Origin of the sequence: Celeribacter ethanolicus, assembly GCF_002407265.1 — a bacterium.
Classification (GTDB): domain Bacteria; phylum Pseudomonadota; class Alphaproteobacteria; order Rhodobacterales; family Rhodobacteraceae; genus Celeribacter; species Celeribacter ethanolicus.
Window position 1 is genome coordinate 1912387 of sequence record NZ_CP022196.1, and the last position, 24024, is coordinate 1936410.

Here is a 24024-nt window from a genome sequence, read left to right on the forward strand (position 1 = left end):
TTGTCCGCACTCTGGATCTATCAGAAAGAACGCTTCCCGCTGTTCAAGACAGCGCCGCTATTGGCGGTATTTTCCGCCGCCAGCCTATCTGTGTCGGCAGAATTGTCCGGTCGGCCATTGCCCGATTGGGGCGGTTATCTCGCCGGTTTTGTCATTGCGATGCTGTTGTTTTTCCAGATGCGCGTTTGCGATGAATACAAAGACCTCGAGGACGACCGGCGCTACCGGCCCGACCGCCCGATCCCGCGCGGGCTCGTCTCGCTGCGCCTGATCATCTCGCTTGGTTTGGTGTCGCTGCCCATCACTGCGCTGGCCGCGTGGCTTTGGCATCCACCGGTATTGTGGCTGCTGGCTTTGGTTTGGGTCTGGCTCGGGGCGATGACGGCAGAATTCGGCGTCGCCGAGTGGCTCAAGGCGCGACCGGTGCTCTATCTTCTAAGCCACATGGCAATCATGCCGCTGATCGATCTTTTGCTGACCGGTTTGGAATGGCTGCCGTTCGGGGGGCCCGCAACGTGCCTGTTGCTCTTTCTAGGTTTATCCTTTGTGAATGGGTGCGTCTTGGAAATCGGCCGGAAACTCTGGTCGCCTGAAAACGAGATTGCCGGGGTCGAAACCTATTCGGGGCTGTGGGGCACACGGAAAGCCGCGCGTATTTGGGGTGTCTGCGTGCTGTTGTCATACGCCTTATTGCTTGGCGTGGGTGCGACGACCGGCGTTCTTTGGATCAGCGCCGCATTGGGCGGGATTGGCGTGACGATCTGTATGGTGTCCGCAGCCAGCTACGCCCGATTCCCGACCGAAAAGGCCGAAAAACGCATGGATACAATTGCCGGGCTATGGGTCTTTGCGTGTTATGCGATTGCCGGGTTTTTACCCGTTTTTCTGAGGTTTGTTTGATGTCCCATATCGTTGCCCAAGACGCGGCGCTACACATCCAAGAGGTCGGTGGGAAAGCCGTTGCCTTGTCGCGACTTTCAGGGTTCGGATTTAATCCGCCCGCTTTTTTTGTCATCCGCCCCGATGCCTTCGAGACGGATGACGTGGTTGCCGGTCTGGACGATGCGATTGCCGGTTTGGGCGAAGGGCCGTTCGCCGTGCGAAGTTCGGCACGTCAGGAAGACGGGGCAGAGCACAGTCATGCTGGCCAATTCGACACCGTTTTGAATGTGGCGGCCAAGGATGTCTGGCAGGCGGCCACACAAGTCTGGAAATCGGGGTTCTCGAAAACGGTCGCGACCTATCGGGCGGTCAAATCCGGCGGCAGTGCCGAGGGACCTGCTGTTATCGTGCAGCGCATGATTGATGCGGTCTCTGCCGGTGTTGCCTTTTCCGCCGACCCTGTGACCGGTCAGCGTGGTCAGATTGTGATCTCGGCCATTGATGGTTTGGGTGAACGTTTGGTGTCGGGTGAAGAAGATGGCGAAGACTGGCGCGTGGGCGCAACCGTAAGCGGGCCTTCCGACCCCAAGGTTTTGACAAAAGAACAGGCACAGGACGTGGCCGATCTTGCCCGCAAGGCCGAAGCCAGATTTGGCGCACCACAAGACATCGAATGGGCCTTTGATGCGGACGGGCTGCATATTCTGCAATCGCGGCCCATTACGACCGCGCTGTTGCCTGAACCGCAGCCGGACACATCGCTGACGATCTTTGACAACTCGAACATCGTTGAAAGTTATCCGGGCATGGTCAGCCCTTTGACCTATTCTTTTGCGGTCCATGTCTACGCACGGGTCTATCGGGCATTCGTGTCGCTTTTGGGGGTGTCTGATCAAACCGTTGCTTCGAACTCTGCTGTCTTCGGCAACATGCTGGGGCGGGTCGATGGGCGCGTTTATTATAATCTGGTGAACTGGTATCGGGCGTTGGCTTTGCTGCCGGGGTTTTCGTTAAACCGCGCCTATATGGAGACGATGATGGGGGTTTCCACCCCGATGCCGGAAGAGGTTACCAGCGCCATCGGCCCCCCGCCCGCACAAGGGGCCGCACGTGTGCGGGAATACCTGAAGCTTGTGAAAGTAGGTACAGGTCTTCTCTGGCAAGCGGTTAGTCTGCCCAAGACAAGAGCACGGTTTTACGACAGGCTGAATGCCGCGCTGGACGGTGGGTTTGACACCGAAACGGCAGGCCCGACGGCGCTGGCGGCTGAATATCGCAGGATCGAAAGCACGTTGCTGGACCGATGGGATGCGCCTCTGGTGAACGACTTTCTGTGCATGATTGCCTTCGGGGCGTCGCACAATCTGTTGGAAAAGTGGCTCGGTCCCGAAGGGCTGGTTCTGCACAACGATGTCATGATCGGTCAGGGCGATATTATTTCGGCTGAACCTGCGCAACGCATTGCCAGAATGGGGCAAATGGTTCGTGATGCAGGGATTGCCGACACACTGCGCGAACAGGGGTTGGGCGCGCTCGATGCACATCCGGAAATCGCGCTAGAGGTGCGATCCTACCTTGAAAAATTCGGTGATCGCTGCACCGAAGAACTGAAGCTGGAAAGCATTCCACTGAGCGAGGATCCGACTAGCCTGCTTCAGGCGATCGCGGCCAGTGCATCGCGCAGCGTCGTAGCCAGTCATGACTCGCGGGACCCCGACTGGGATGCACTATTCCCGAAGAACCCGATCAAACGGTTCTGCGCGAAATGGATCATAACATGGACCAAGGCACGTGTTCGGGATCGTGAAAACCTCCGGTTCGAGCGTACGCGCATCTTTGGCTACACCCGCCGGGTGTTTCTTGCTTTGGGACGGGAATTCGAAGCGCGCGGGCTGTTGGCCGCGCGGCGCGATGTGTTCTTTCTGACCACCGAAGAAGTTCTCGGGGCGGTCGAAGGATTTGGCTTGTCGCCGAACCTGAAAGCCATGGTCGAGTTGCGCCAAGCCGAGGACGCGGCGGCGGCGCTTCGTCCTGACCCGCCAGAGCGCATCGAACTGAGAGGTCCGGCAATCGCTCCGGCTTGGGAGGAGACGCCTGTCGAACGGGACGCCGCAAAATTGCGTACCGCCACGGGCTGCTCGGCCGGTCAGGTCAAAGCCCGTGCGCGCGTCATTCGCGATCCGCGAACCGAAGCGCTTGCCCCCGGTGATATTCTGGTTGCGCGCCATACCGACCCCGGATGGATCGCGGTGTTTTCGAACGCCTCTGCGATTGTGGTCGAACGCGGATCGCTACTGTCACACTCGGCCATTGTAGCGCGTGAACTGGGCATTCCCTGTGTTGTTGGGCTGAAAGGCGCCACGCAATGGATTTCGGACGGCGAAATGATTTCTGTCGATGGGGCCACGGGCCAAGTGGAGCGATGCAATGCAGACGTCCGAAATCGAAGCCAAAGCAGCTTTTGACCATATCCGCTACGCCCAGCTTTGGGAGGACGCAGATGTCTTGACCCAAGGCCTTGGCGATTGCACCGGGGGAACATTGGTCTCGATCTGCTCGGCGGGGGACAATGCGCTGGCGATGTTGACGCTGGACCCCAAGAAGGTTGTCGTTGTGGATCTGTCTCCGGCACAGATTGCGTGCCTGAAACTGCGGATCGGGACGTTTCGAAACCTCAGCCATCCCGAGTTTCTTGAACTGATGGGCGCGCGGCCCAGCAGTCAACGCGCATCCCTGTTGGCGAAAGCGCTGATTGGTCTGGATGACGAAACCCGTGCGTTTTGGGATGAGCTGACCCCAGAGGTCGAACAGCACGGCGCTGGGGGCGTTGGCAAATTCGAACGCTACTTCCGGATTTTCCGCACGCGTTTATTGCCCTTGGTCCATTCGCAAAAGACAATTGACGCAATCTTTGTCTCAAGGACGAAAGCAGACCGTCAGGTGTTCCTTGAAACACGCTTTAATACGTGGCGCTGGCGGTTGCTGTTAAACGCCTTCTTCTCGCGTTTCGTGATGGGCCGCATGGGGCGGGACAAAGCGTTCTTCGATCATGTCGAGGGCAGCCCCGCCCAGCACGTTGCCCGCCGAATTCATCATGCTGCGGTCGACTGCGATCCGGCTGAAAACCCCTACCTTCACTGGATCATGAAAGGCACCCATGGGGCTGCCCTGCCCATGACATGGCGAGAAGAGCATTTTGACACCATCAAAGCGCGCCTTGACCGGATCGACATTCGGCCCGGATCACTAGAGGCGTTCATTTCGACCGGAGAAAAGGCTGACGGTTTCAATCTGTCTGATATCTTCGAATACATGTCTCCCGACGTATTCACGCAGGTCTATGGTAGCATCCTGAGCGCGTCTGCGCCCAAAGCGCGCTTGGTCTATTGGAACATGATGGCGCCACGCCGTGTGCCGCATTGTTATTCGTCTCGGGTCAAAACCCTAGGCGACGTCGAAGACCACCTGAAAGCAGAGGACAAGGCGTTCTTCTATTCGGATTTCGTTGTCGAAGAGGTGATCGGTTGAGTCCGGTTTTGCAGATTGCCCTGACTCTTGGGTCGGTCGCTGCATTGCTGGGCCTCATGGCGGTTGTGCGCAGGCTGGCAGCCCAGTGGCAGATCAGCGCCGAGGTGCAGCGCAAGCTAGTGCATGTCGGAACTGGGCTTTATGCGCTTAGCTTGCCGTGGCTGTTTCCGGATCGCTGGCCTGTCTATGCGCTGGTTGGGGTCACCCTGATCGTGATGATGGTTCTGCGTCTGCCGAATTCGAAACTGGGCGGGGCGTTGCACGGGGTCGAAAGGCAGTCTTATGGGGATCTGCTTTTGGCGATTTCCGTCGGGCTCTGCCTGTTTCTGGCCGGAGATGACCTTTATCTCTATGTCTTGCCGATTGCGGTTCTTACCTTCGCCGACGCGGCTGCCGCGCTTGCCGGTAGCACCTACGGAAAACGGTTTTTCCGCGTGGAAGACGGTAACAAAAGCATTGAAGGCAGCGTTGTTTTCTTCGTCATCACGCTGGTGATCTCGATGCTGTGCCTGATGCTTATGACATCTTTCGCACCCCTGAATATCATCATGTTGTCTTTGATGGTCGCGGGCTTTGGCACATTGGTCGAGGCGGCAAGCTGGCGTGGGTTCGACAATTTCTTTCTGCCTTTGGGACTGCTGATTTTTCTGGCCGTCCACGCAGCAAGCCCGCTTCAGGAACTGGCCATGCTGGCGGTTACGTTTGCGCTCAGCATCGTTGCGTTCAAAGCTATCTCACCCAAAATCGGGCTGACCAATCACGCGTCGCGTGTCTACGTGATCACCGTGTTTTTGCTGCTCGCCGTAACGGCCGTTCAAAACGCGCTCGTTCCGATCCTTGTTCTTGCCGCACACGCATGGAGCCGCACCGCCGCCCCTTGCAACAGCAGATTTCCTGATCTGGATATTGTCGCGGCATTGGCTTTGGTCAGTATCGGCTGGCTGACGCTGGGCAATGCGACGGGATGGAATGCTGTTTCCTTCTACGGGATGACCTCGATGGGGATGATGGTTGGGCTGTGCGCCATTGCTGTCACGCCCCGCAGCATTCTGGCTCGCGTGGCCATTTTAGCGGCGATTGTGCTGGCGCTTTGCGTCGTGCGTTACTTGGTGATCGGTCTGAATCCCGACCCTGCAAACTGGAACGGCCCGATGTGGTCCGTCACGGTCGCCAGCCTGGCCTCGGCGACAGCTGTGCCATCGCTTGTGCCGCAGGCCTTTGCGCAGGCGCGCGTGTTAAAGCTGACACTGCTATCGCTTGCGATCCCTCTGGCCACCTATCTTTATTCAATCGACTATTCGGGTTTTTTCACATGACGCAGCACAGTTTCCGCGCTGATGGGGCAAAGATTACAGTTTATCTTGATGGCCCTGTTTGGGACGGCAAACCAACCGCCACCGTAGGCGCATTCGCGTGCAAAACAAAAGAAGGCGGCGCGGCTGTCTTGCAGCAGGCCATCGACTGTATTCGCGACAATGGCATCACGCACATCATCGGCCCGATGGACGGCGATACGTGGCACAGCTACCGCTTCGTGACGCAAACCGATGAAAGCCCCGCATTCCTGCTCGAGCCAAAAAACACGCCCGATGCGCTTGAGGTGTTCAAAGATGCGGGCTTTTCTGAGATCGGCAGCTATTTCTCGGCTCGTGTTCCGCTGGCACAAGCGGCTAAAACCGCACCGCCCGCCACAACGGATTTCGAGATCGAACACTGGGACGGCACGGATCCCGAACGGCTGTTCGGTCAGGTGTTCGAACTGTCCTGTGAGGCATTTGCCAACAATGCCTTCTACAAACCCATCACCCGAGACGCGTTTCTGGCGATGTATATGCCCATCGTGCCCATGCTGAAGCGAGAGCTTATTCTTTTCGCCAGACAGCCGGATCAAACGCTGGTGGGCTTTCTGTTCGGAACGCCAAACTATGCCGAGGGGCCAAAGCCGAGCAGTGTCATTCTGAAGACCTATGCAAGCCTTATGAAAGGGGCGGGCCAGCATCTGGCTTATACGTTTCACAAGACGGCGGCTGTGAACGGATTTGACACCGCCATCCACGCGCTGATCCACGATGATAATCTGTCGGCGCTGCGCAGTGCGGCCGAGGGAGCAGATGTGTTCCGCCGCTACGGGCTGTTCGGGTTGAAGCTGGATGACTAGCATTCTGGGTGATTTCGCCGCTGCGGTCGCGCGCCTTCCCGACAGGGTGGCGATTGTCGACGGCGCGGGGAAGGAAACCACCTTCAAACAACTCAAGGACCGCGCAGACGGGTTCGCACGGGCGTGGCAGGCGCGCGGGATTGGGCAAGGTGATCGGGTGTTGCTTGCGATGAAACTGGATGCCGACCTTTACGCAAGTCTTGCAGCGCTCTGGTCTCTTGGGGCGACGGTTGTGCTTCCTGAACCTGCGATGGGGTTGGCGGGCCTGCGTCATGCGGCCAGGGTTACCAACGTGTCTGCGTTTTGCAGCTCGGGCCTTTATGGTCTTTTGAAATTCGCCTTGCCGGAATTGTGGTCGCTGCGCCATTTGCGGCCCCAGGTTCGCGACGGTAGCCCACTGGACTTACCTGCCCCGAAAGACGCTGACATCGCTTTGATTTCTTTCACCTCGGGGACGTCCGGAGCGCCGAAGGCGATCCCGCGCAGCCACGGATTTCTTTCGGCCCAGCATCACGCAATTGCGCCCCTTCTGCATAGCAAAGCGCCCGAGCGCGATCTGGTCGCCTTTCCGGTTTTCGTTCTTATCAACATCGCAAGCGGGCAGACCTCTGTACTGCCAAACTGGAAAATGTCGCGTTTGGCGGACCTTGGCGCTGGGCAGCTTGAACAGTGGATCATCCGCCAAGACGTGTCGCGCGCGCTGTTGCCGCCGTCACTGTGTGAAAAGCTGGCGAAAGTGACACCCACGGCACCAATCCACACCGTTTTTACCGGCGGTGGTCCTGTTTTTCCTGATCTTATCAGCCAGTTGAAATCGGCCAAACCCGATCTGCGGATCGTTTGCGTTTATGGCTCAACCGAAGCCGAGCCCATTGCGCACCTCAATGCTGACGAGGTCACATCGGACGATTATGCCAGCATGAAGTCGGACAAGGGGCTGCTTGTGGGTTATCCGGTCGACGATCTTCAAGTCCGGATCGTTGAGAGCGAAATCCAGGTCGCGGGTGCGCATGTGAACAGCGGATACCTGGACCCCAATCATGACGCGGAAAACAAGATTCACGACGGCGCAGTTGTTTGGCACCGCACGGGGGATGCGGGGTATTTCGACGACCAAGGGCGGCTCTGGTTGCTGGGGCGCGTGGGGTCCGAGGTTTATGTAGACGGGGAACCGGTCTTCCCGTTCTCGGTCGAGGTCGCGGCGCGCGGGTGGGACGGCGTGAAGCGATGCGCCCTGTCGGCCAAGGGCGACAAGCCTTGTCTGGTCATTGAGGGCGACAAACGCCACTTAGTGGAATGGCGCCAAAAGGCAGCTGAGTTGAGCATCCTCAGCGTGAAGATCGTATCGAAGATACCAATGGACAAACGTCACGCCTCTAAAGTTGATCGCAAGGCTTTGAAAAAAATATGAAGTATTAATCAAGAAATTTACTGGCAGGGTTGAAGTGGTCCCATCTTTTCGGACAGTTTTGCAGCTTTGCTAAGGTGTATCGGGTTTAGGTTTCATGCTGCGTGTCGCTCTTCCAGGCCCGCCCAATATGCTTCGTCTGGCGTTCGCTGATCAAGCGCGGAATGGGGTCGCTCGGCGTTGTAGAATGCCATCCAGTTTTTTACGATCCTTCGGGCCTGGAAGCCGTCAGTGATCTCTTCGAGGTAGATCAGCGCGCGCGTCAAAATAACTGAACTCAAACGCACCACCATTTCGCTGAAGCGCGGTATCAATTTCACGCAGCACCTCCCCGCGATCCCCCAGCAATGCGAGCTTGAGGTCCAGTTTGGCGCCGGCTGCGCGCACTTCGATACGTAGCCTTGCCAGCGCCAGTCAATCTTTAGGCCATGTAGTGACACCGCATCTTGGGGCACCCAATCTGGCGAAGATGGTGGGCGCTTCAAGATAACTAAGCCGATGACACGCTCAGATTTAAGGAGACCGTATCCGCGCAATGTTTCACCTTGATCTGATGTGATGAGGTCAAGTGAATTACGAAAAGGGCCGCCAAATTCAACTTGTTGGGAAGGGGTTTCTAAACGACCCACATCAGCAAGCTGGGATGCTGTTAGGCTATCAAAGTCTCTTATCGCAAGTCGTTTCATACCTTCGGTCAATGTCAAACGAACCCACTCTCATGCGCCGCTTTGTCGGACACACCATTCACCAAGGATCATCTCGATGCTGGACAAGTCTATAAAGCGGACTTTCGTCACCTCGCAGAAGTTCCGCCATTTTGGGCTCGAACCGGATCTCGGAGGCAGCGCAGCAATCCTATGATATGGTGCCTCGTCAACGTCGGGTTGTCGTTGTGGGAGGGCGTGGCGGATCGGAGGACCAGTCATGCAAACACCAAACCTACCTGCCATTCGCGCACTTCGCCCCGCTTGGAACATAGGTCGTATCGTCGGCCAGAAACGGCCGCTCAAACCCAAACATGTCTGGGCGATCAGAGTGCGGCTGGAACTGGCCGAAAACCACCGTGATCTGGCCCTCTTCAATCTTGCCATCGACAGCAAGCTGCGCGGCTGCGATTTGGTGAAGATGAAGGTGGTCGATGTCATGGCTTCAGGCCAAATCAAGGAGCGCGCGTCAGTTCTGCAAAGCAAAACGCAGAAAGGCCATGTAGGCCAGAACGTCGTGTTCGCTCTCATCCATCAGCTCGGCCAGTTTTGGCCAGCGAGAGCGCAGCTGATCGGCGACGCGGCGCCAGGTTTCGCCCGCCTGCTTGCGATCGGGCTGGTCGAAGGCCTGGCGGATCGCCGCGGCGACAACTGTGTGCTGACCGCGCGAGACATGGGCCAGGGCATTGCGCATCCAGTGGACGCGGCAGCGTTGCCATGTGGCCTCGAAGACGCGCTCTATCGCGGCCCGGAGGCCGCTGTGGGCGTCGGAGATCACCAGCTTGGTGCCGTCGAGCCCGCGAGCTTTCAATCCGCGCAGGAAGTCCATCCAGAAGGTTTCGGCTTCGGACGGCCCCAGCCCGAGGCCGATGATTTCCCTGCGTCCGTCGGTGTTTGCCGCCACGGCGATTATCGCGGCGACGCTGACGATCCGGCCGCCCTGGCGCACCTTGAGGTAGGTCGCGTCCAGCCAGACATAGGGCCATTCGCCGGTCAGGGGCCGGTCGAGGAACTCGTTTACCCGTTCGTCGATATCCTTGCAAAGCTTGGACACCGTGCTCTTCGAGATGCCGGACAGCCCCATCGCTTGGGCCAGGCGCGTGGAAGCGCCACCGATCCAGGCCTCCTGGATCACGGCCACGAGGGCCTTCTCGGACGTCTTGCGGGGTTCCAGAAAGCCGGGGAAGTAGCTGCCCTGTCGCAGCTTCGGTACCTTCAGGTTCAGCGTGCCCAGACGGGTATCGAGAGCGCGCTCTCGATACCCGTTGCGCCAGGTCGCGCGATCCGTGCTGCGTTCATGCTTGCCAGCGCCGATCAGGCCTTCGACATCGGCCTCCATGATCAGCTGAAGAACGGCCTCAGCGACTGCGCGAAGAAAATCGCCGCCGTCCTGCTTGGCCAGAAGTTCGGAAAGGTCCATGTTGGTCTTGGTCATCGGGGTCTCCGTGTGGTTCGTGGTTGAAGTCGCGAAACTCCACCCGACCATACACCTCGATGGCCACCCGGCATTACACCGTTGAAGGCGCAGAAATTACACCACGTCCGCGGACACTAACTGAGTGACCGCTAAGGGAAGAACCCGGTACATTTGCAATCAGGATCAATGCTTTCCTGTGTTGAGCAGCTTTAAGACAAAGCATAGTCAGCTGCTTGGTCATTGGCTCCTAGAGCTTCATTCTGGGTTCGCAGTTTCGGCACAGAACCGAATAAGAAAAGCATCGCTATCTGAGTTTCCAAAGAGGCCATGTGCAGAAGCAACATCGCCAGCCAGACTTCCAACGCCCATTGGTGCGTCTCTCACAATGCTAAAGGTAATAAAGTCCTTCGTGCTGTACGTATTCCCCCATGCAGATGAGAACAGGAAATAGCTGTCAAGTGCATCGCTGAAAACGACGTCCCACAGCCACTCGACTGCTTCAGGCAAAACTACTTCAGCAGCACTCAAATCCGATTCAATTTTCAAGAGTGTTTGGTGATCCTTTGCGAAGTAAGCGTTTCCAATCTTCCTGAGTCTTAGATTGCCGTTGGCTGCGGGCTGGCCTTCCCACCATTCAGACAGATCAGTCAGGCTCTCGCCATCATATGCTGCAAAGCCACTACTATGGCTTGTCAAGGTCAACCCAGACGGCTCGTGAGAAACAAAGCTCATGTAAGGAATGCCACCGCTTGTTGTTCGCGCAAGCGCTTGAAAACCGGCGACCCTGATAGGAGTGCCGGGAGTCATTTCCCACAATCCTTCGCTTTCTATAATCAGTTTGGGGGTGTCCCTGCGACTTTGAGTCAGCGGCTCACCTGCCCATACAAGGACCTTCCCTGATGCCTGATCAGGGACGATGTCACCTGAAAACTGGTAATCAAATATAGGATATTGAAGATCGGTATCAAATCGGCCAACAAGGGCCCGATCTTCCAAGAGTAGTAGCAAACGTCCAGTGTCTTTGTTGAATAACACATCAAAAATCGAAAACGGCGACTGAGAATAGAGACTTAACAGATCCTTTACTCTGGCGACTTGTTGCCAAGAACTCTCAGAACCCGTGCGAAACCATATTCTACCGTCGACGTGAGCAAAGTCCCCCAGCCCATCAATATCGATTGGGACAGACATTCTGGGGTCCCAGCCCGGCGGTGTTTGAACTTTCGTTGCGAGGGTTCCGACAACCTTATACAGTTCGCCTGATTTTACGGCGAAAATCGGACCATCGCGATCAAGCCGCCGTCGGTCTGTGCGATCAAAGTGTGTTCGCCGCCAATCCGGGTCTGCCAGTCCATCCAGATCAGATAAATTGGACAAACCGTGACGCTGAAACTGACCATCCGCTGTAAGCCTAAAGAGCGCGGGTTCACGTATCGAAGTATAAGCCCAAGTCTCTCCTTGCCGATCAACTATGATGTTCGGCATCAAGCGATTCCAGTTTGAAAGCGGTGGTCCTTCAAATACAGTCAATGCCCAATCTTTTATGGTCAAGATTTCGTTTCGCCCAAGTTTGATGAAGGAATTCGCATATCCCGGCACCGTAAGAACTTCAGTTTGAGACCCCCAGTGCTCTTTGGAAACCGAGACGCTGACTGCTAAAGGTACTGCGCAAAACTCTTCGGCATGCAGTGCGCTGTTGCACGCGACAGCAACTGCCAGAAAAATGGGAATCCTGTTGAGCATTGAGGCCTCTCTTTGCAACGGGTAAATCCGTCATTGGAGTTACTAATCTTTGAGTGCGACTTTAGTGCAGGCGCCGGGAATGCGCCATGTGGTTAGCGTTTTTCCAATGAAACCGGACCTTTGTCATCAGTTTGCGAATGACCGCTTCGTCCCGCATAGCTGACGTCTGACCGCTGCCGAAGTTCGCAAACGCGGCGAACGGCGGCTTCGACGGGCCGCAGCGCAGCATCGGTTGCCCTCGGTGGATGGCAGCTCAGGGCCGGACGGAATGCTAACCCTGATCTCGGCCCTAAACTTTGCAAAGCCCGCTATCTGCGCATTGCTGACGTTTGCCCAATACGCAGCGAACGGCAGCTCCCCGCCGATTCTGTTGAAAAACTGATGTTTGCGAGCGCAGAATTTGCGGTTCCCAAATGGGCGTGAGCGCCTTTCCTTTCAGGCTTTTTGCGGTTGCTGCGGCGCAGGAAAGATCTTGGCCAGTTTACGGAGGTTTTGGGCGGTTGCGGCGAGGAGGAATTCGTCATTTGCGCCGCAGGGTCCACGTAACCTGAGCCGGTTCAGGCCAAGAATTCGTTTGAGATGCGCGAAGAGCATCTCGACCTTCTTTCGGAGCTTCATCGAGATATCGTATTGGTGGGTTTTGGCGATATCACGGGCAACTTGGCGGGCGTCTTCGTGTTCTTCGCGGGTGATTTTGCGGGCTTCTGCATTCGGGCAGCAAGTTGGTTTCGATGGACAGGTTTGGCAAACCTCCTTCAAAGCTCGATAGCGGGCTGTGCCTTTTCCCGAAGCAACTTCTCAATGGCGAGCGGTCGCGCACCCATGATCAAGGGCAGCCTCTTCTTGGTCACGTATCTCTGCCGGAAGTTCTCGAGCGCCGCGGGCGAAACCCAGACGTCCTCGCCGTAAGGCTCGGATGCGATCAGCGGTGCCGCTTCGGGATGGCAGAACACGCGACGACCTCGGGAGGGATCGAACCCGAGAATGATGAGCGCCAATTCTCCGCTCATCCCGGGACGCGGAAGTGCAAGCTTCGACTTGATCTCCTGAGGATCCACGAGAACGGCCCCCAGGCCAGCGGCATCAGCCAAACGGCACACACGCTGCAAGCGCCCCTGCAGCAACATCGACAGAATGACCGACAGCTTCACCCTCCCCTTCTCTGCTGCCTTGGCGAGCGTCACCATGGTCGTCGGCTTCTCCGCGACTTCTGGAAGGCGCACCTGCATCCGCTCCAGGAAAGCCGCCAGCTCCAACCCATCGACTGCCTTGCTCATCTTGCTGGAAGCCGCCTCCACCTCCGTCAGCCGCGTGAGCGCCCCGATTTCAAGAAGGGCTGCGACCGTGGGGCGGGACGCCCCCAGCAACTCCGGCAGGCGGCTGACCGGCACAGCATGCTTCAGCATTCGAATGGACGCGCGCGCGTCTTCGTAGCGCAGAAAGATGTGACCGCACGGGGTCTCCCGGTCAGAGGCGGAAATGAGCCCTTGATCGGCGAGCAGGTTCCGGAGCGTCATCGGATGTACGAGTTCTCCGGCCGCGATCTTCGCCACACTGCTGACACGGGGGGCCTCAACAGGGCTGCCCAAGAGGATCTGCCCTTTTGTCAGGGGCACCGTATCGAGGATGTGCTCCCGCAGAAGAGGGCGGATGGACCCGGGATCCTTGGTCAGCCGCGATGCGGACATCCAAGCATAGAGCATGCCATATGCTGTCTTGGGATGCATGGAGCCAGGATTGGTCTCGGCACGCTTCAACAGATCCATAAAGGTGGTACGGATCGCCGCCTCTCCCTCGCTCACCACCGCCCACCCCGCGCGGCCGGCTTCATCCCACATGCTTTCGGTCATGCTGGAAGCCTTCTGCCCAGATCCGAACGCGATGACCGCACCCAGCATTTCGGTGGCACGGACGGCCTGCTCGATCCCCTGACCATCAAGCCATGCGGGGCCAAAAGCGCCCGCCAGCCTGGCGACGACATAGTCCTGCAGCGGCGAAGGCCGCAGCGAGGCGTTAGGCCCGACCGCCAGCGCATCTTTCTCCCAAGGCAACGCCTGAAGTTCATGCGCACCATCGTCCCATTTCCCGCCGCGGTGGCTGAGCAACGGGATCTGATGCACGGGACAGACCCTGACCACGGACAGTGACCAGATCAAACGGTGCCGCCACCAGGTGGCGGGACGTGCAGCACCCGCGGCATCCTCGGCCAGGCAGGAGGGGCAGAAGCGGGTGACGGGCCCAGTCAGGAACTCCGCAGCGAAGCGCTCACCGCGGAGGGCATATTGCCGATCACCGAGCGCTGTCACAGCGTTATGCGCGACTGGTGCGCGCTCCTGCCCGGAGATCGAACACAGCCGCGCAAGCGCACACTCTTCGCCACGCTTCAAGGACCAGAGGTCGATGCCAAGGTCGTTCAAAAACGGCACAAGGCGCCCACCCGTGTGAAAGGCCGCGCTACGCGCGGCCCAGGAGAGCGGAGTTTCATCCGGATGAAACGGCAGGTGGGGGAAAAGCATCGCCATGACTCAGCCCCTCCGCCGCGTCGAGGTACGCGGTGCCACCTCGGAGGCCTGATCGAGGCGCAGAAGCCGATACTGCTCGGCAAAGAACACGTTCTGGTCGGCAGGACACCCTTCATGCATGGCCCAGGCACGGGCGAAGTGATCGAGCGTCAGATCGCCGGCCTCCGCATAGAGGGCCACCTCGATCGCGCGCACGATAAGTTCGATCGCCCTGCCGAACCGGTAGCGCGCCCCATGGAAGACCCGCCCGACAAGGTCGGCCTCGACCGGCGCACCAAGGCCAGCCCGATGGCAGTAGTCGACGACGATCTGCTGGAAGAGGTCACCGTGCAATTCCGGAACCAGCGTCGCAAAAGCGACCGTCGAGAAGCGCCGCTGAACCTGGGGATCCGTCCGGATAACCTGCGCAAGCTCCTCGGTGCCGGAGAGGACAACGATCACGGCATCCTCCCCCTGCATCAGAGCCTTCAACGCGCGCAGAATGAGGTTTCTGTCCGCGCAAAACAGGTCGTGGGCCTCGTCGATCCACAGGACGACAGTACCCGTTACGCGCATGCGCTCGCGAAGGATCTGGACAAGCGACCAGACCTGCCGGGTCGGCGACACAGTTCCGTAGCCACTCTTCTCGAGCATCTCCAGCACCATGCTCTTGAGGGTTGCCGGGCTCGGTACGGAGCATTCCAGGAACCTCGGGCGGCCGTACTCCCCCTCTGCCAGGACAGGAAACTTCATCAAGGCGCGGTGAACGAGGTGGGACTTGCCGCTGCCTGCGCCGCCCACGACCATGATGCCGCGCGTTTCATTGGTCCGGGTGAAGCGGATCGGCTCGGGGGAGAGTTCCCCCTCGCCGTCCCGTTTCAGGAGGCGCGCGAGTTGGCCCGTCAGCTCGGTATCCATATCGGAGCCAACGTGGAGGCTCCGAAGATGTTCGAGCGTACGTGCGGTTTGAGCGTGATGCGACATGATCAGTCCTCTTCGATGTTCAGGGTCGTCTGGGTCTTGGGCGCGCTGCCGGCACGTTTTTCCGCGGTGCGCTGCGCCGGAGGCGTGGCATCGGAGGGCTCGACGTGATCGCGAATGGCACGGCCCAGCTCGCTGTCATTCTGCGGGCTGGAGGCGCGCTCATGGAATTCCACGCCAGCAAGCACGTTCTGCTCCGCACGATTGAAGGCTTCAGCAGACCAGTCCTCCAGGTTCAGGCTCGCCTCAGCCATGGCGGCTTCGTTGCGCTCTTCGATCGCCTTGATGGCCTGACGGACAGCCGGCAGATCCAACCGGTTCGACTTCGGGTTACCGGCACGAACCGCGCGAGTTGCCGTCAGCCAGGTTTGCGCGGAAACGCCTTCGAGGCTGGCGTCAACAGACGGCACCTCATGCCACCGATCTCCCAGCTGAACCGAAACCGCACCGATGTCCTTGGGATGCCAGCGCACATTGACGGTGCAGCTGTCCTCACGACGGAGCCACGTCGCCAGTTTCTCGGAGTGATAGCGGACCTTGAGGATGGTGATCCCGGTCTTGTCCAGCGTAGCGGTCTTGTGCTGACCGAACACGGTGCGCGCGGTGTGCATGTCCGGCGGAGGCATCACGCCCCATTGCGTGCTCAGACGACGCCAGCAGGCGATGGGCGTTTCTCCGTCCAGCCCACGGTGAGGCGTGTTGTGGTAGATGTCGACGACCCAGCGAACCAGCGCAAAGGTCAGATCATCTACGGTCAGCGCTGCGCGTTTGGTGGGGTCAGAGTCGCCTTTCTCCAGAATGTTGGAGAAGGTACGGCCAGACAGGCGCGGCATCAGATCCAGGACGAAGGTCTTGAACACACGTTCGATGGTCCCGCGAACTTCCGGAACGCCGTTGATGGCGATTTCCGTGGCGATCCCCAGATCGGCGCATGCGAACCGAAAGCGTTCAGACTTGAATGCGGCACCGCCGTCGGTGACGATCAACTCGGGCTGACCATGCATGTCCCAGGCAGTAAGCGCACCGACGGCGTCTGCCCACTTGCCCTTGTTCGTCATGATCATCTGCACCGCCTGCGTTGCGGCCTCTCCCCCGGGTTCCCGGCTCAGCACCATGGAGAGAATGCAGCGCGTGGTGCAGCAGATCGCGGCGGTGATCCACCAACGCGCCTTCTTCTTGTCGAGGCCCAAAGCTGCCCTCTCCTCGTCCGTCAGGAGATCGTACATGCCGGAGCTTTTCATGAGTGTAATGAGGTCGATCTGCCATTCGTCGATCTCCACCCGCTGAAGCGGTCGCGCGAGATACAGTCCTTCAAACACCGGGCGGTATTTCTTCCGCGCCGCGGCTTCGCCTTCCCGGGCCAAGGTCACTTGGAAGGGATCGAGTTCGCGCACAGCGCGGCGAACCGTCTCACGGCTTGGCGTGGTCAACACACCCAGCCCAACTTTCACCCGTTCGGCATTACGCTTGGCGAAGGCGATTTGGACGCCTTCATGGATCATCTTGATCGTCGGCTTCTCGGGCGAAAGATACTTCCGCACCTCAGTCATGAGCATGCCGATTTCTTCAGGGCCCATCACCCGGGTACGATTGCCGCGACGATGCATGGCATCGGCCAGCCCGATCAGCCCAAGCTCTTCCTTCGCGACCAGCCAACGGCGCAACGTACGGGGAGAAGGCGCTTCGCCGAAGTTCCGCGAGATGTCGAGCCTGTGGTCGCCAGCGCGGGTATCCTTCCCCGCATACTCCAAGGCCTTGCCCTTGATCAGCACCATGTTGGCGCCAAGGCTTTCATCCGTCATCTTGATCAGGCCATCGCGGCGCAGTTCCAGCAGCGCCTCGCAATAGGCGTCCTTCTTCGAAAGGCGCGCATGGCTCTTGAACGGCAGATCGTTCACGAAACCCGCAGACTGAACCAGGCGCTTGCGAGCAGAGGCAACATCGTAGTAGCCGGTCTCGACGCGGATACGTCCCTGCGCCCCCAAGCGGCTCAACTGTCCATGCGTATACGCCTGGGCGAGACCGACACTGTCATCGGCACCGAAGACATACCCGTCTTCGGATTGGTGAATGACCTTGCAGGCCATCCCGTTGATATGCACCCGGTCGAACTTTCCGAAGGCATAGCGTGCGTTGTCGATATTGAAGTTGAGTTCCATTTTCTTTCCTTTGGTGTCGTCCGGTCGTTCCGGAATTTGAGCGCGCGAAGAGACCCCACTGCCGATGCACAGTCGGGCCGCCGCAGCGGTTGATGGGGGATGATTGGTGGAGGGTCTTAGGCGGCGCTGCGGTTAGTGCAGCGCCATAACCCTGATGACCTGGGAGGTTTCGCTGATCTTCTCCTGGCGCAGGAGTTGGAGGTGCCCCGATCCGATGTGGCGGACCACGGCGCGCAAGCCGGTACCCTCCATCCCGATCCGGTCGCGCAGGGCCCCGATCGTCTCGACGCCGCGCATCATACCGATCACCTCGGCAGCTGCCTTATCTGCGTCAGGCTCCGCGATGCGTACCGAGTGAAGATGCGTGGCGTTGTGAAGGGCGACAGGGCACACATCACGCTCGGTGAAGAGGCGAAAGTCATCGAACACACCCTGGGAGAGCGACTGGTGCTTGACCCTCGCCAACTCGTCCTCGTATCCGGCGCTGACACGATGGATCGGACGCACCGCGTAGCCGATACGACGACCGTCCCGCAGTCGGCAGACAAGGTCGACATAGTGGGTGTAGTACTCGCCATCGGCGTCATACCAGTCAAAGGCTTGCTGCTCCACGAGGTCTGCCGTGGTCGGCGCATAGCGGAGGATGAGCGCCACCTTCTTCTCAAGGTTGCTTTCCAGGCCGACGCCGCGCCCGTGGCCTTCGCCAAAAGTGATATGTCCCGTGAAATGGGACTTCGATGCGACTTGAGTGCTGCGGTTGCCAGCGCTCACCTCGGGCAAGCGAATGCCGCCCGGCAGAAAGGGATAAGACATGATTTCTCCCGCCCCGAGAAATTGACATTCTCGGGCTATGAAAATTTTTAGAGCTTGCGGAGAGCCGTCCTTGTCCTGACGGCAGCATCATGCTAATCGGCAGGTGCAACACAGGGATCGGGCTTTCGCACGGTTCATTCGGGCGCCAAGCGCCTATATCTGGTTTTGGGTGTTTGAGCCTCTTTGGACAGTTTCTTCCGATGAGCGCCTGCAACCTGAGTGGAGCTGAGAGATCAGAACCGCGTCAGGAGATCAGCCGCATATTCGGGAATTGCCCATAGGACATGCGTCTTCCCCTTGTCCAGCCCGCCGGGAGAGCGGGGTTTTGGGGGCCGAATTTTCGCAAATTCCGGCCTCAAGATCGGAAAGGCGCATGCCTCCGATTTTCAGGTCATCCAGCAGATTTTGCGAAAAGATGACCGGAAGTTCTTCAGCGCCGCCCGAAACGCGGGCGCTGTGAGCTTCAAAAGATTTTTGAATGGTCATTTTCATCGGGATAACTCTGTGGATAGTTGAGAATGCACGCCAATTCGGCGGCGCACATCATGAAATCACTCCGATTTCGCGAATCGAATTCGGCAAATCATTCGGCTTTCCGGGCCAGGAAGCCGCCGGGATTCGGTCAGGACGCACCGCTGCGGGCGAGCTGCGACAGCCGCCGGAAGAGCTTGTCGGACAGGATCGTCCGCCGCTCCCACTCCTGTGTGTGCAGATCCCTGGCACCATCCCCAAACCAGAGCTTCAGACTGCCCTGGTCGGATCGGTGCGAGAACACGGCATGCGGCCCGTTTGAACTGACCTCGACAGAGACCGGGGCAGAGTTGAACCCTTCGTCGGCATCCTCGAACCCCTCCTCGAGCCAGTGGCCGCAAAACGCACCAAAGGTACGGTGCAGCTGCAGGCCAGAGACAGGCAACCGGTTCAGGGCATCGAGCAACTTGCTCTCCCCTCCCGCGTCGCAGTTGGCTTCCCATTGGATATGACCGTCAAGAAACAGGTTCCCGCGCACAAGCCGAAGCTGCGAGAGCTCCCGCACGGCCTCAGGTGCATCCTTGGTCTCCAACCCCATGACAAGTGCCAGGGTGAGATGAAAGATATCCTCCCCCGTCATGTCCGCCGCCGCCCGGCCACGGCCGCCAGGCGTTCGCAGTCCGGCCCGCGCCATGGCACGCGTCATCGCGTCGACCTTGTTGGGGTTCAGGTCGAACCGCTGGGCAAGCACCCGCACCATTTCCCCTTTCGTCGCCATGAAAGCTGTCCTCGTGAAGTGTCGTTGGGAGCGTTATGCCACCCAGCACATCACGCGTCAAGTTTACGGTAAAAGTTTTTCCGAAAAATATGCGAGCTACCACTCGCCGTCTGAGCTTAAGCCCCGCGCGCCTTGAGCGGCGCACCGCAGCACCGGCACACCGGGCGCTTTGCCTTCAACTCCTCCAGGCGGTGCAGCGGCGCGCTTTCCACAAAGCGCCGGACCCTCTCGGGGTCGACGCGGGCACTGCGCGCAGACTCCCGGTAGACCAGCCAGCAATGGACTGACCCCACGACGCTGATCACTATGCCAGCTATGCAGATCAACGGACCAATCATGGGCTTACCTTTCTGGAGGTCATCCTGGGCGCAACCAAATGGCACGCGCCCTCAAGAGGCTGCACCCTGACCGATGGCGTGTCAAATCTGCGGTGGCATGGTCACGTCATTGCACCAGCGCGCGCCGCAGATCTTCATGCTCGAAGGCGCTGGCCATGCGGTTGATCTCAGTTGACCGCGCACCGACCGACCTCGCGGTCTCGCGCCAGGTGGCGGTGACCGTTGCCACCTCCTTGATGATTACGCGCGCCTGCGCGAGCGTCAGGGCGAAGTATTCTGAAGCCTCTTCCAGCAGTTCGAGCGAACAGGTGCCCTCGTCGAGATCGATATTGGTGGTCAGCACCCGCGCCTTGATGTCGGTCGGCACCGGATTGAGATCGTAGACCGGCGACAGCGACCATCCTGCCTTGCCACGCCAAAGGAAGCCGTGGTTGCGCAGATGATCGTCGACATTGGAGATCAGCACGCTGAAGACGACACGGCGATACAGGGCCTGGGCATCGGTCTTGCCCTGTGCGCCATGCTCGGCCAGAGAGTCGACGATTTCGGGGTAGCTCCCGCGCTCGCCATCCTTGGCGCCCATCATCGCCATCGCTGACAGGAACGGGATCCGCACGGCGCCTTCGCGATCGAACCGCCGCGACAGCATGACCTTCTTGCCCGCCACATCGACGAGTTCGTGGTGCGGCGTGACGATACCGGCCTGGCCGGCCAGTCGGAGGGCAATCTCCTCCCATGTCTCCATGCTGTATTCGTCGGTTTCCTTCGGAAACTTGGCAATAGAGAGATGACCATGCTGATCGATGACCGAGGCCTTCGGACGCGCTCCGCCGAGCGATGAGCCAGGCGCAAAGATGAGCTGGAGGTCCTCGTCGGTTTCCTCATCCCGCAGGATCCGCTCGGTGACCTGAAGGAGACGTCCGAGTTCGATCAGGGCGGGAACGCCCGCGCGGATCGGTGCCAGGAATGGCTCTTCTCCCACTCGACGGAAGCGAAGCGCGCCAAGCCGGGTCTCGTCGGCGACCCCCAGAAGATAATCGCTTTCGGTCAGCGTGCGCACCGCACGGCGATCCTGTTCGGCGCTGCGTCGCTCCGAACGTTGCATCAGGCGGCGGCCCCAGGTGTCGGGCGCGGAGTCGCCAATCGAGCCAAAGGTCGACAGGCCCGCCGGTGGAGCAAAGGCGCCACGCGTTATGGGGAGAGCAGGCTCAAGCGAGAACCGTTCTGCATCCTTCAGCCAGGCAGGATCGTACTCGAACAGGATGGTCTCACCACCGCGGGCACGGTTGCTGCGCGCCAGTCCGACAAGATGCAGGCGACCCTTCAGATCGACGTGGACCTCAAAATCAGCCATTGCGCGACGGTCCCGCTGGCCGCTTGAGGTGGACACTCTTCGGCAAGTCGGCACTGGCTAGCGCCTGGCCGACGCTGTCGTTGGCGACATCCGCCACTTGGCTTAGCCCCTCCAGGAGCCCAAGCGCCTGGAGGACGCTGGCATAGATGCCGATGCTGACACTGGTGTCTCCGGCCTCGATCTTCTGGAGTGTCGACCGCGATGTGAAAGCTCGCTCCGCCACGACGGCCATGGGCAGTCGCCGACGCCGCCGGGCGTCCTGGATGTCCGCGCCTAGCTTGCGCAGCGCGCGCCGCACTGCGGCCGGAGGGTTGTGAGGTGTCGGCATTTGTCATCTTCACACTACATAATGAGGATATTTGTAGCACGAAGATTACAATTTATGAAGAGGCTATGTAGCGCACCTCAACGCCAACTGGCTGAACTGTGCGCCCTGAATTCGTCTATGGGCTATAGTGGGTCGCGTACCGAGAACCATGTCACCATCGGGAGCAATGCAGACCACCCCAACCGCGCCTTCGTGATCAGCCCAAATTAGTGGGGTCAAACTCTCGCGAGCTCCCCAGCGGCTCCGTGCGTGGACACGCCAGTCTTTGCCATCACAGGTTGGCTTCGCCACCTCGACCGCAAACGCACCAGGTGATCGCCAACAGAAATCACAATAGTTAAATCCTGCCTTTTGATTTTTGTCTTGACCTTGAAGTCGCTTTCTACCTATATAGCTTTCATGAAGCCCGGAGATACCCCATGCACATGACGCACCACATCACGAGCAGGATGAACCAACGTGGCATCCGCAAGGACCTAATCGATTTGACACTCGACCTCGGCGACATAAAGGGCGACAAGATCATCCTCTCGTCGAAAATCATTGATAAAGAAGTGAACGACCTTCAGTACCGGCTCAAGATACTCTCAGATGCTCGCAAGAAGGGCGGCATCGTCGTGGTGGCAGATGGCGACCACCTGATTACAGCCTACCACATGAACAGCTTTAACGTTAAGCTCGCCTAAAATAGTTAAACCCTACCTCTGAGGTAAGCATGAAAATACAAGACCTGCTCCACCAAACGCGTGACGCCATGCGACCCGAAGAGGCCTACGCGCTTCTTGTCGCCATGGCCGCAAATCTGAAGTCCGGTGGATCAATGGGCGAAATCAAAGTCAGCCAGCCCCGCCACAGGGAGGTTCTGCCGCTCCTCGAAGGGTCCGCGAAGGCCCTGCTGGCCCTGGAGCCGGAGGAACGCTTTCGCACCCTGACCAGCTTTTTCGCGTCTCCCGAGGCGGAGCGAACTGATCTTGGCTGGCTCCGCGAGGAAGCAGTAGAGCAGATCATCGACATGATCGATGGGGCGATGAGCGTGCGTTTCTCCCATGCGGCAAGTTTCGTACCCTGCCTCGCCTATGCACACCGCATGTCACTTGCAGGGAAAGCCCCGAGCGTCCGGTTCTCCTGGATCAACGAGGATGAATGCCAGTTGATGCGGGATATGGCTGCGGCGCTCGGCCTGGAGGACATCATCGCGGTCGAGCTCGCTTGGCCTTGGGAGCGCCGAAGATCCGATGATGATGCGGACGTCGAAGTCGTACTCCCACCGTTTGGTATGCCGATCAAGCAGCTGGAAACGGTCCCTCATCGCACACTCGGGCTTCTGGGGCTTCAGGAAGGGCGGAAAGCACGCCTCAATGCTGAAACCGTTTCCATTGCAGATGCCATCGAGAATACCCGCGCTCGCGTAATCCTGTGTGTGCCAGAGGGGGAGCTGTTCCGCATGGTCGGGACGGAGCCCGTTGCCAGACGCGCTCTGCTCGACAGCGGCCGCCTGCAAGCCGTCATGAGTGTGCCGTCGGGCATGATGCTTGCCAATACCTGGGTCAAGACCAGCCTTCTTGTCATCTCTGCCGCAGATGCGACCTCCAGTGCCGTGCGCTTCATTGATCTGGGGCACAGGACACTGTCTCAGAAAGGCCGCCGCGGCCGCGCAGAAATTCTGAATGACGTTTCGTGGCGCGATATGCTGAAGGGCGAGACACCGGAAGACCGGACGCTGGCCCGGGATGTGACGCGTGACGAGGTTATTGCAAACAACACCGTTTTGGTACCGGAACGGTACTTGAACGTTGGAATGCGTGAGAAAATCGACGCATTTCTGGCGCAGTCGGATGTGGCCGAGCTCTCGGATGTGGTTGAGCTGGTCCGTCCTGTCACAATCTCTGCCGATGAGGAAGGAGAATACACCCTGCTCGAGGCCGCGCCCGGTGACGTGAATGAACGAGGCTTCGTCTCAACTCCCAAACGGGAAATCGCCGTCGATCGGGCGAAGTACAACAAGGCCTTCAACCAACAGCTCCGCCCTGGGGATGTGCTCCTTTCGATCAAGGGTACCATCGGTGTGGTCGGCGTTGTGCCACCTGACGTCCCGCGTGAAGGAGAGGACACTATCTGGACCGCCGGACAGTCTCTGATGATCCTGCGCCCGAAAAAGCGCGTTAAAATGAGCAGCCTCGCGCTCTACGAGTATCTCTCGAATGACACCGTCCAGGACTATATCCAGTCGATTGCCGGCGGCGCTGCCATCCAGACCCTTGCGATGAAAGACCTCAAGGGATTTCAAATCCCGATGCCCGATGAGCAAACTGTGCGATCCATCGAGGAAAGCTTCGCCGCGCGGCAGGCGATATTCGACGAGATAGATGAGATGAAATTGAAATTGGAGAATGTACGAGCCCAGGGGTGGCCACATGGGCTCTTAAACTCCCCGACCTAAAAGCATACCAACAATCCACAA

Annotated in this window: 18 protein-coding genes and 3 pseudogenes; 9 read left to right on the forward strand and 12 right to left on the reverse strand. The window is 58.9% G+C overall.

Annotated elements, in window-relative coordinates; all coding sequences use genetic code 11:
* Genes CEW89_RS21215 through CEW89_RS09485 form a run of 6 tightly spaced genes read left to right on the forward strand, consistent with a single transcriptional unit; the run spans position 1 to position 7979 of the window.
* Positions 1–900, forward strand: coding sequence for a UbiA family prenyltransferase (locus CEW89_RS21215; protein WP_425321028.1), 900 nt, complete (start codon positions 1–3; stop codon positions 898–900).
* On the forward strand, positions 900–3347 hold the full coding sequence (locus CEW89_RS09465; RefSeq protein ID WP_244906205.1) for a PEP/pyruvate-binding domain-containing protein: 2448 nt from the start codon (positions 900–902) through the stop codon (positions 3345–3347). The genes CEW89_RS21215 and CEW89_RS09465 overlap by 1 nt, the downstream gene beginning before the upstream one ends.
* Positions 3310–4410 carry a BtaA family protein gene (locus CEW89_RS09470; RefSeq protein WP_096805727.1) on the forward strand — a complete coding sequence of 367 codons (1101 nt, stop codon included), beginning with the start codon at positions 3310–3312 and terminating at the stop codon, positions 4408–4410. Before CEW89_RS09465 ends, CEW89_RS09470 begins: the two co-directional genes overlap by 38 nt.
* A complete protein-coding gene (locus CEW89_RS09475) occupies positions 4407–5726 on the forward strand; it encodes a diacylglycerol/polyprenol kinase family protein (RefSeq protein WP_096805728.1) in 1320 nt (439 codons plus the stop codon). Before CEW89_RS09470 ends, CEW89_RS09475 begins: the two co-directional genes overlap by 4 nt.
* Positions 5723–6568, forward strand: coding sequence for a hypothetical protein (locus CEW89_RS09480; RefSeq protein WP_157779818.1), 846 nt, complete (start codon positions 5723–5725; stop codon positions 6566–6568). The genes CEW89_RS09475 and CEW89_RS09480 overlap by 4 nt, the downstream gene beginning before the upstream one ends.
* Complete coding sequence (locus CEW89_RS09485) at positions 6561–7979, forward strand: AMP-binding protein (RefSeq protein WP_096805730.1); 1419 nt, start codon at positions 6561–6563, stop codon at positions 7977–7979. Before CEW89_RS09480 ends, CEW89_RS09485 begins: the two co-directional genes overlap by 8 nt.
* A gap of 92 nt (positions 7980–8071) precedes the next feature.
* Here CEW89_RS09485 and CEW89_RS09490 read toward each other — a convergent pair whose 3' ends face one another.
* Positions 8072–8662 carry an integrase core domain-containing protein gene (locus CEW89_RS09490; protein WP_096805731.1) on the reverse strand — a complete coding sequence of 197 codons (591 nt, stop codon included), beginning with the start codon at positions 8660–8662 and terminating at the stop codon, positions 8072–8074.
* Between the two features lie 238 nt (positions 8663–8900).
* On the opposite strand from CEW89_RS09490, the pseudogene CEW89_RS21220 reads away from it, so the two are divergent.
* Positions 8901–9176 (forward strand): annotated as a pseudogene (locus CEW89_RS21220) (site-specific integrase); the annotation flags it as partial.
* Here the strand turns inward: CEW89_RS21220 and CEW89_RS09500 are convergent.
* From CEW89_RS09500 to CEW89_RS09555, 11 genes and pseudogenes are all read right to left on the reverse strand, one after another.
* Positions 9174–10115, reverse strand: a pseudogene (locus CEW89_RS09500) (IS256 family transposase); the annotation flags it as partial. The pseudogenes CEW89_RS21220 and CEW89_RS09500 overlap by 3 nt on opposite strands.
* Before the next feature lie 237 nt (positions 10116–10352).
* Positions 10353–11840, reverse strand: coding sequence for a hypothetical protein (locus tag CEW89_RS20790; RefSeq protein ID WP_157779819.1), 1488 nt, complete (start codon positions 11838–11840; stop codon positions 10353–10355).
* Between the two features lie 435 nt (positions 11841–12275).
* Positions 12276–12620: pseudogene (locus CEW89_RS09510) on the reverse strand (transposase); the annotation flags it as partial.
* On the reverse strand, positions 12596–14362 hold the full coding sequence (locus CEW89_RS09515; protein ID WP_096805733.1) for a TniQ family protein: 1767 nt from the start codon (positions 14360–14362) through the stop codon (positions 12596–12598). The pseudogene CEW89_RS09510 and the gene CEW89_RS09515, both read right to left, overlap by 25 nt.
* 3 nt (positions 14363–14365) lie before the next feature.
* Positions 14366–15325, reverse strand: a complete 960-nt coding sequence (locus CEW89_RS09520; RefSeq protein WP_096805734.1) for a TniB family NTP-binding protein — start codon at positions 15323–15325, stop codon at positions 14366–14368.
* A gap of 2 nt (positions 15326–15327) precedes the next feature.
* Positions 15328–17481 carry a Mu transposase C-terminal domain-containing protein gene (locus CEW89_RS09525; protein WP_096805735.1) on the reverse strand — a complete coding sequence of 718 codons (2154 nt, stop codon included), beginning with the start codon at positions 17479–17481 and terminating at the stop codon, positions 15328–15330.
* A 132-nt stretch (positions 17482–17613) separates the two neighbouring features.
* The gene (locus CEW89_RS09530) at positions 17614–18294 is read right to left on the reverse strand and encodes a PDDEXK family nuclease (RefSeq protein WP_096805736.1); all 681 of its coding nucleotides are present in this window, start codon (positions 18292–18294) and stop codon (positions 17614–17616) included.
* A gap of 252 nt (positions 18295–18546) precedes the next feature.
* Positions 18547–18786 carry a hypothetical protein gene (locus CEW89_RS09535; protein ID WP_096805737.1) on the reverse strand — a complete coding sequence of 80 codons (240 nt, stop codon included), beginning with the start codon at positions 18784–18786 and terminating at the stop codon, positions 18547–18549.
* A 130-nt stretch (positions 18787–18916) separates the two neighbouring features.
* Entirely contained in the window at positions 18917–19543 is a 627-nt protein-coding gene (locus CEW89_RS09540; protein WP_096805738.1) for a hypothetical protein, read from the reverse strand.
* 444 nt (positions 19544–19987) lie between these two features.
* The gene (locus CEW89_RS09550) at positions 19988–21235 is read right to left on the reverse strand and encodes a type II toxin-antitoxin system HipA family toxin (RefSeq protein ID WP_096805740.1); all 1248 of its coding nucleotides are present in this window, start codon (positions 21233–21235) and stop codon (positions 19988–19990) included.
* Positions 21228–21563: a helix-turn-helix domain-containing protein gene (locus CEW89_RS09555; protein WP_096805741.1), complete on the reverse strand. Its 336-nt coding sequence runs from the start codon at positions 21561–21563 to the stop codon at positions 21228–21230. The genes CEW89_RS09550 and CEW89_RS09555 overlap by 8 nt, the downstream gene beginning before the upstream one ends.
* A 419-nt stretch (positions 21564–21982) precedes the next feature.
* Between CEW89_RS09555 and CEW89_RS09560 the strand changes: the two genes are divergently transcribed.
* Positions 21983–22249 (forward strand): hypothetical protein, encoded by a 267-nt coding sequence (locus CEW89_RS09560; RefSeq protein WP_096805742.1) that lies wholly within the window; start codon positions 21983–21985, stop codon positions 22247–22249.
* A 29-nt stretch (positions 22250–22278) separates the two neighbouring features.
* Positions 22279–24003 (forward strand): N-6 DNA methylase, encoded by a 1725-nt coding sequence (locus CEW89_RS09565; protein WP_096805743.1) that lies wholly within the window; start codon positions 22279–22281, stop codon positions 24001–24003.
* Positions 24004–24024 lie beyond the last annotated feature (21 nt).

Bases quoted from the DNA above. Each gene is read 5' to 3' on its own strand.
- CEW89_RS09465 (WP_244906205.1), top strand. From the start codon at position 900: ATGTCCCATATCGTTGCCCAAGACGCGGCGCTACACATCCAAGAGGTC.
- CEW89_RS09470 (WP_096805727.1), top strand. From the start codon at position 3,310: ATGCAGACGTCCGAAATCGAAGCCAAAGCAGCTTTTGACCATATCCGC.
- CEW89_RS09480 (WP_157779818.1), top strand. From the start codon at position 5,723: ATGACGCAGCACAGTTTCCGCGCTGATGGGGCAAAGATTACAGTTTAT.
- CEW89_RS09485 (WP_096805730.1), top strand. From the start codon at position 6,561: ATGACTAGCATTCTGGGTGATTTCGCCGCTGCGGTCGCGCGCCTTCCC.
- CEW89_RS09490 (WP_096805731.1), bottom strand. From the start codon at position 8,662: ATGAAACGACTTGCGATAAGAGACTTTGATAGCCTAACAGCATCCCAG.
- CEW89_RS20790 (WP_157779819.1), bottom strand. From the start codon at position 11,840: ATGCTCAACAGGATTCCCATTTTTCTGGCAGTTGCTGTCGCGTGCAAC.
- CEW89_RS09515 (WP_096805733.1), bottom strand. From the start codon at position 14,362: ATGGCGATGCTTTTCCCCCACCTGCCGTTTCATCCGGATGAAACTCCG.
- CEW89_RS09520 (WP_096805734.1), bottom strand. From the start codon at position 15,325: ATGTCGCATCACGCTCAAACCGCACGTACGCTCGAACATCTTCGGAGC.
- CEW89_RS09525 (WP_096805735.1), bottom strand. From the start codon at position 17,481: ATGGAACTCAACTTCAATATCGACAACGCACGCTATGCCTTCGGAAAG.
- CEW89_RS09530 (WP_096805736.1), bottom strand. From the start codon at position 18,294: ATGTCTTATCCCTTTCTGCCGGGCGGCATTCGCTTGCCCGAGGTGAGC.
- CEW89_RS09535 (WP_096805737.1), bottom strand. From the start codon at position 18,786: ATGAAAATGACCATTCAAAAATCTTTTGAAGCTCACAGCGCCCGCGTT.
- CEW89_RS09540 (WP_096805738.1), bottom strand. From the start codon at position 19,543: ATGGCGACGAAAGGGGAAATGGTGCGGGTGCTTGCCCAGCGGTTCGAC.
- CEW89_RS09550 (WP_096805740.1), bottom strand. From the start codon at position 21,235: ATGGCTGATTTTGAGGTCCACGTCGATCTGAAGGGTCGCCTGCATCTT.
- CEW89_RS09555 (WP_096805741.1), bottom strand. From the start codon at position 21,563: ATGCCGACACCTCACAACCCTCCGGCCGCAGTGCGGCGCGCGCTGCGC.
- CEW89_RS09560 (WP_096805742.1), top strand. From the start codon at position 21,983: ATGCACATGACGCACCACATCACGAGCAGGATGAACCAACGTGGCATC.
- CEW89_RS09565 (WP_096805743.1), top strand. From the start codon at position 22,279: ATGAAAATACAAGACCTGCTCCACCAAACGCGTGACGCCATGCGACCC.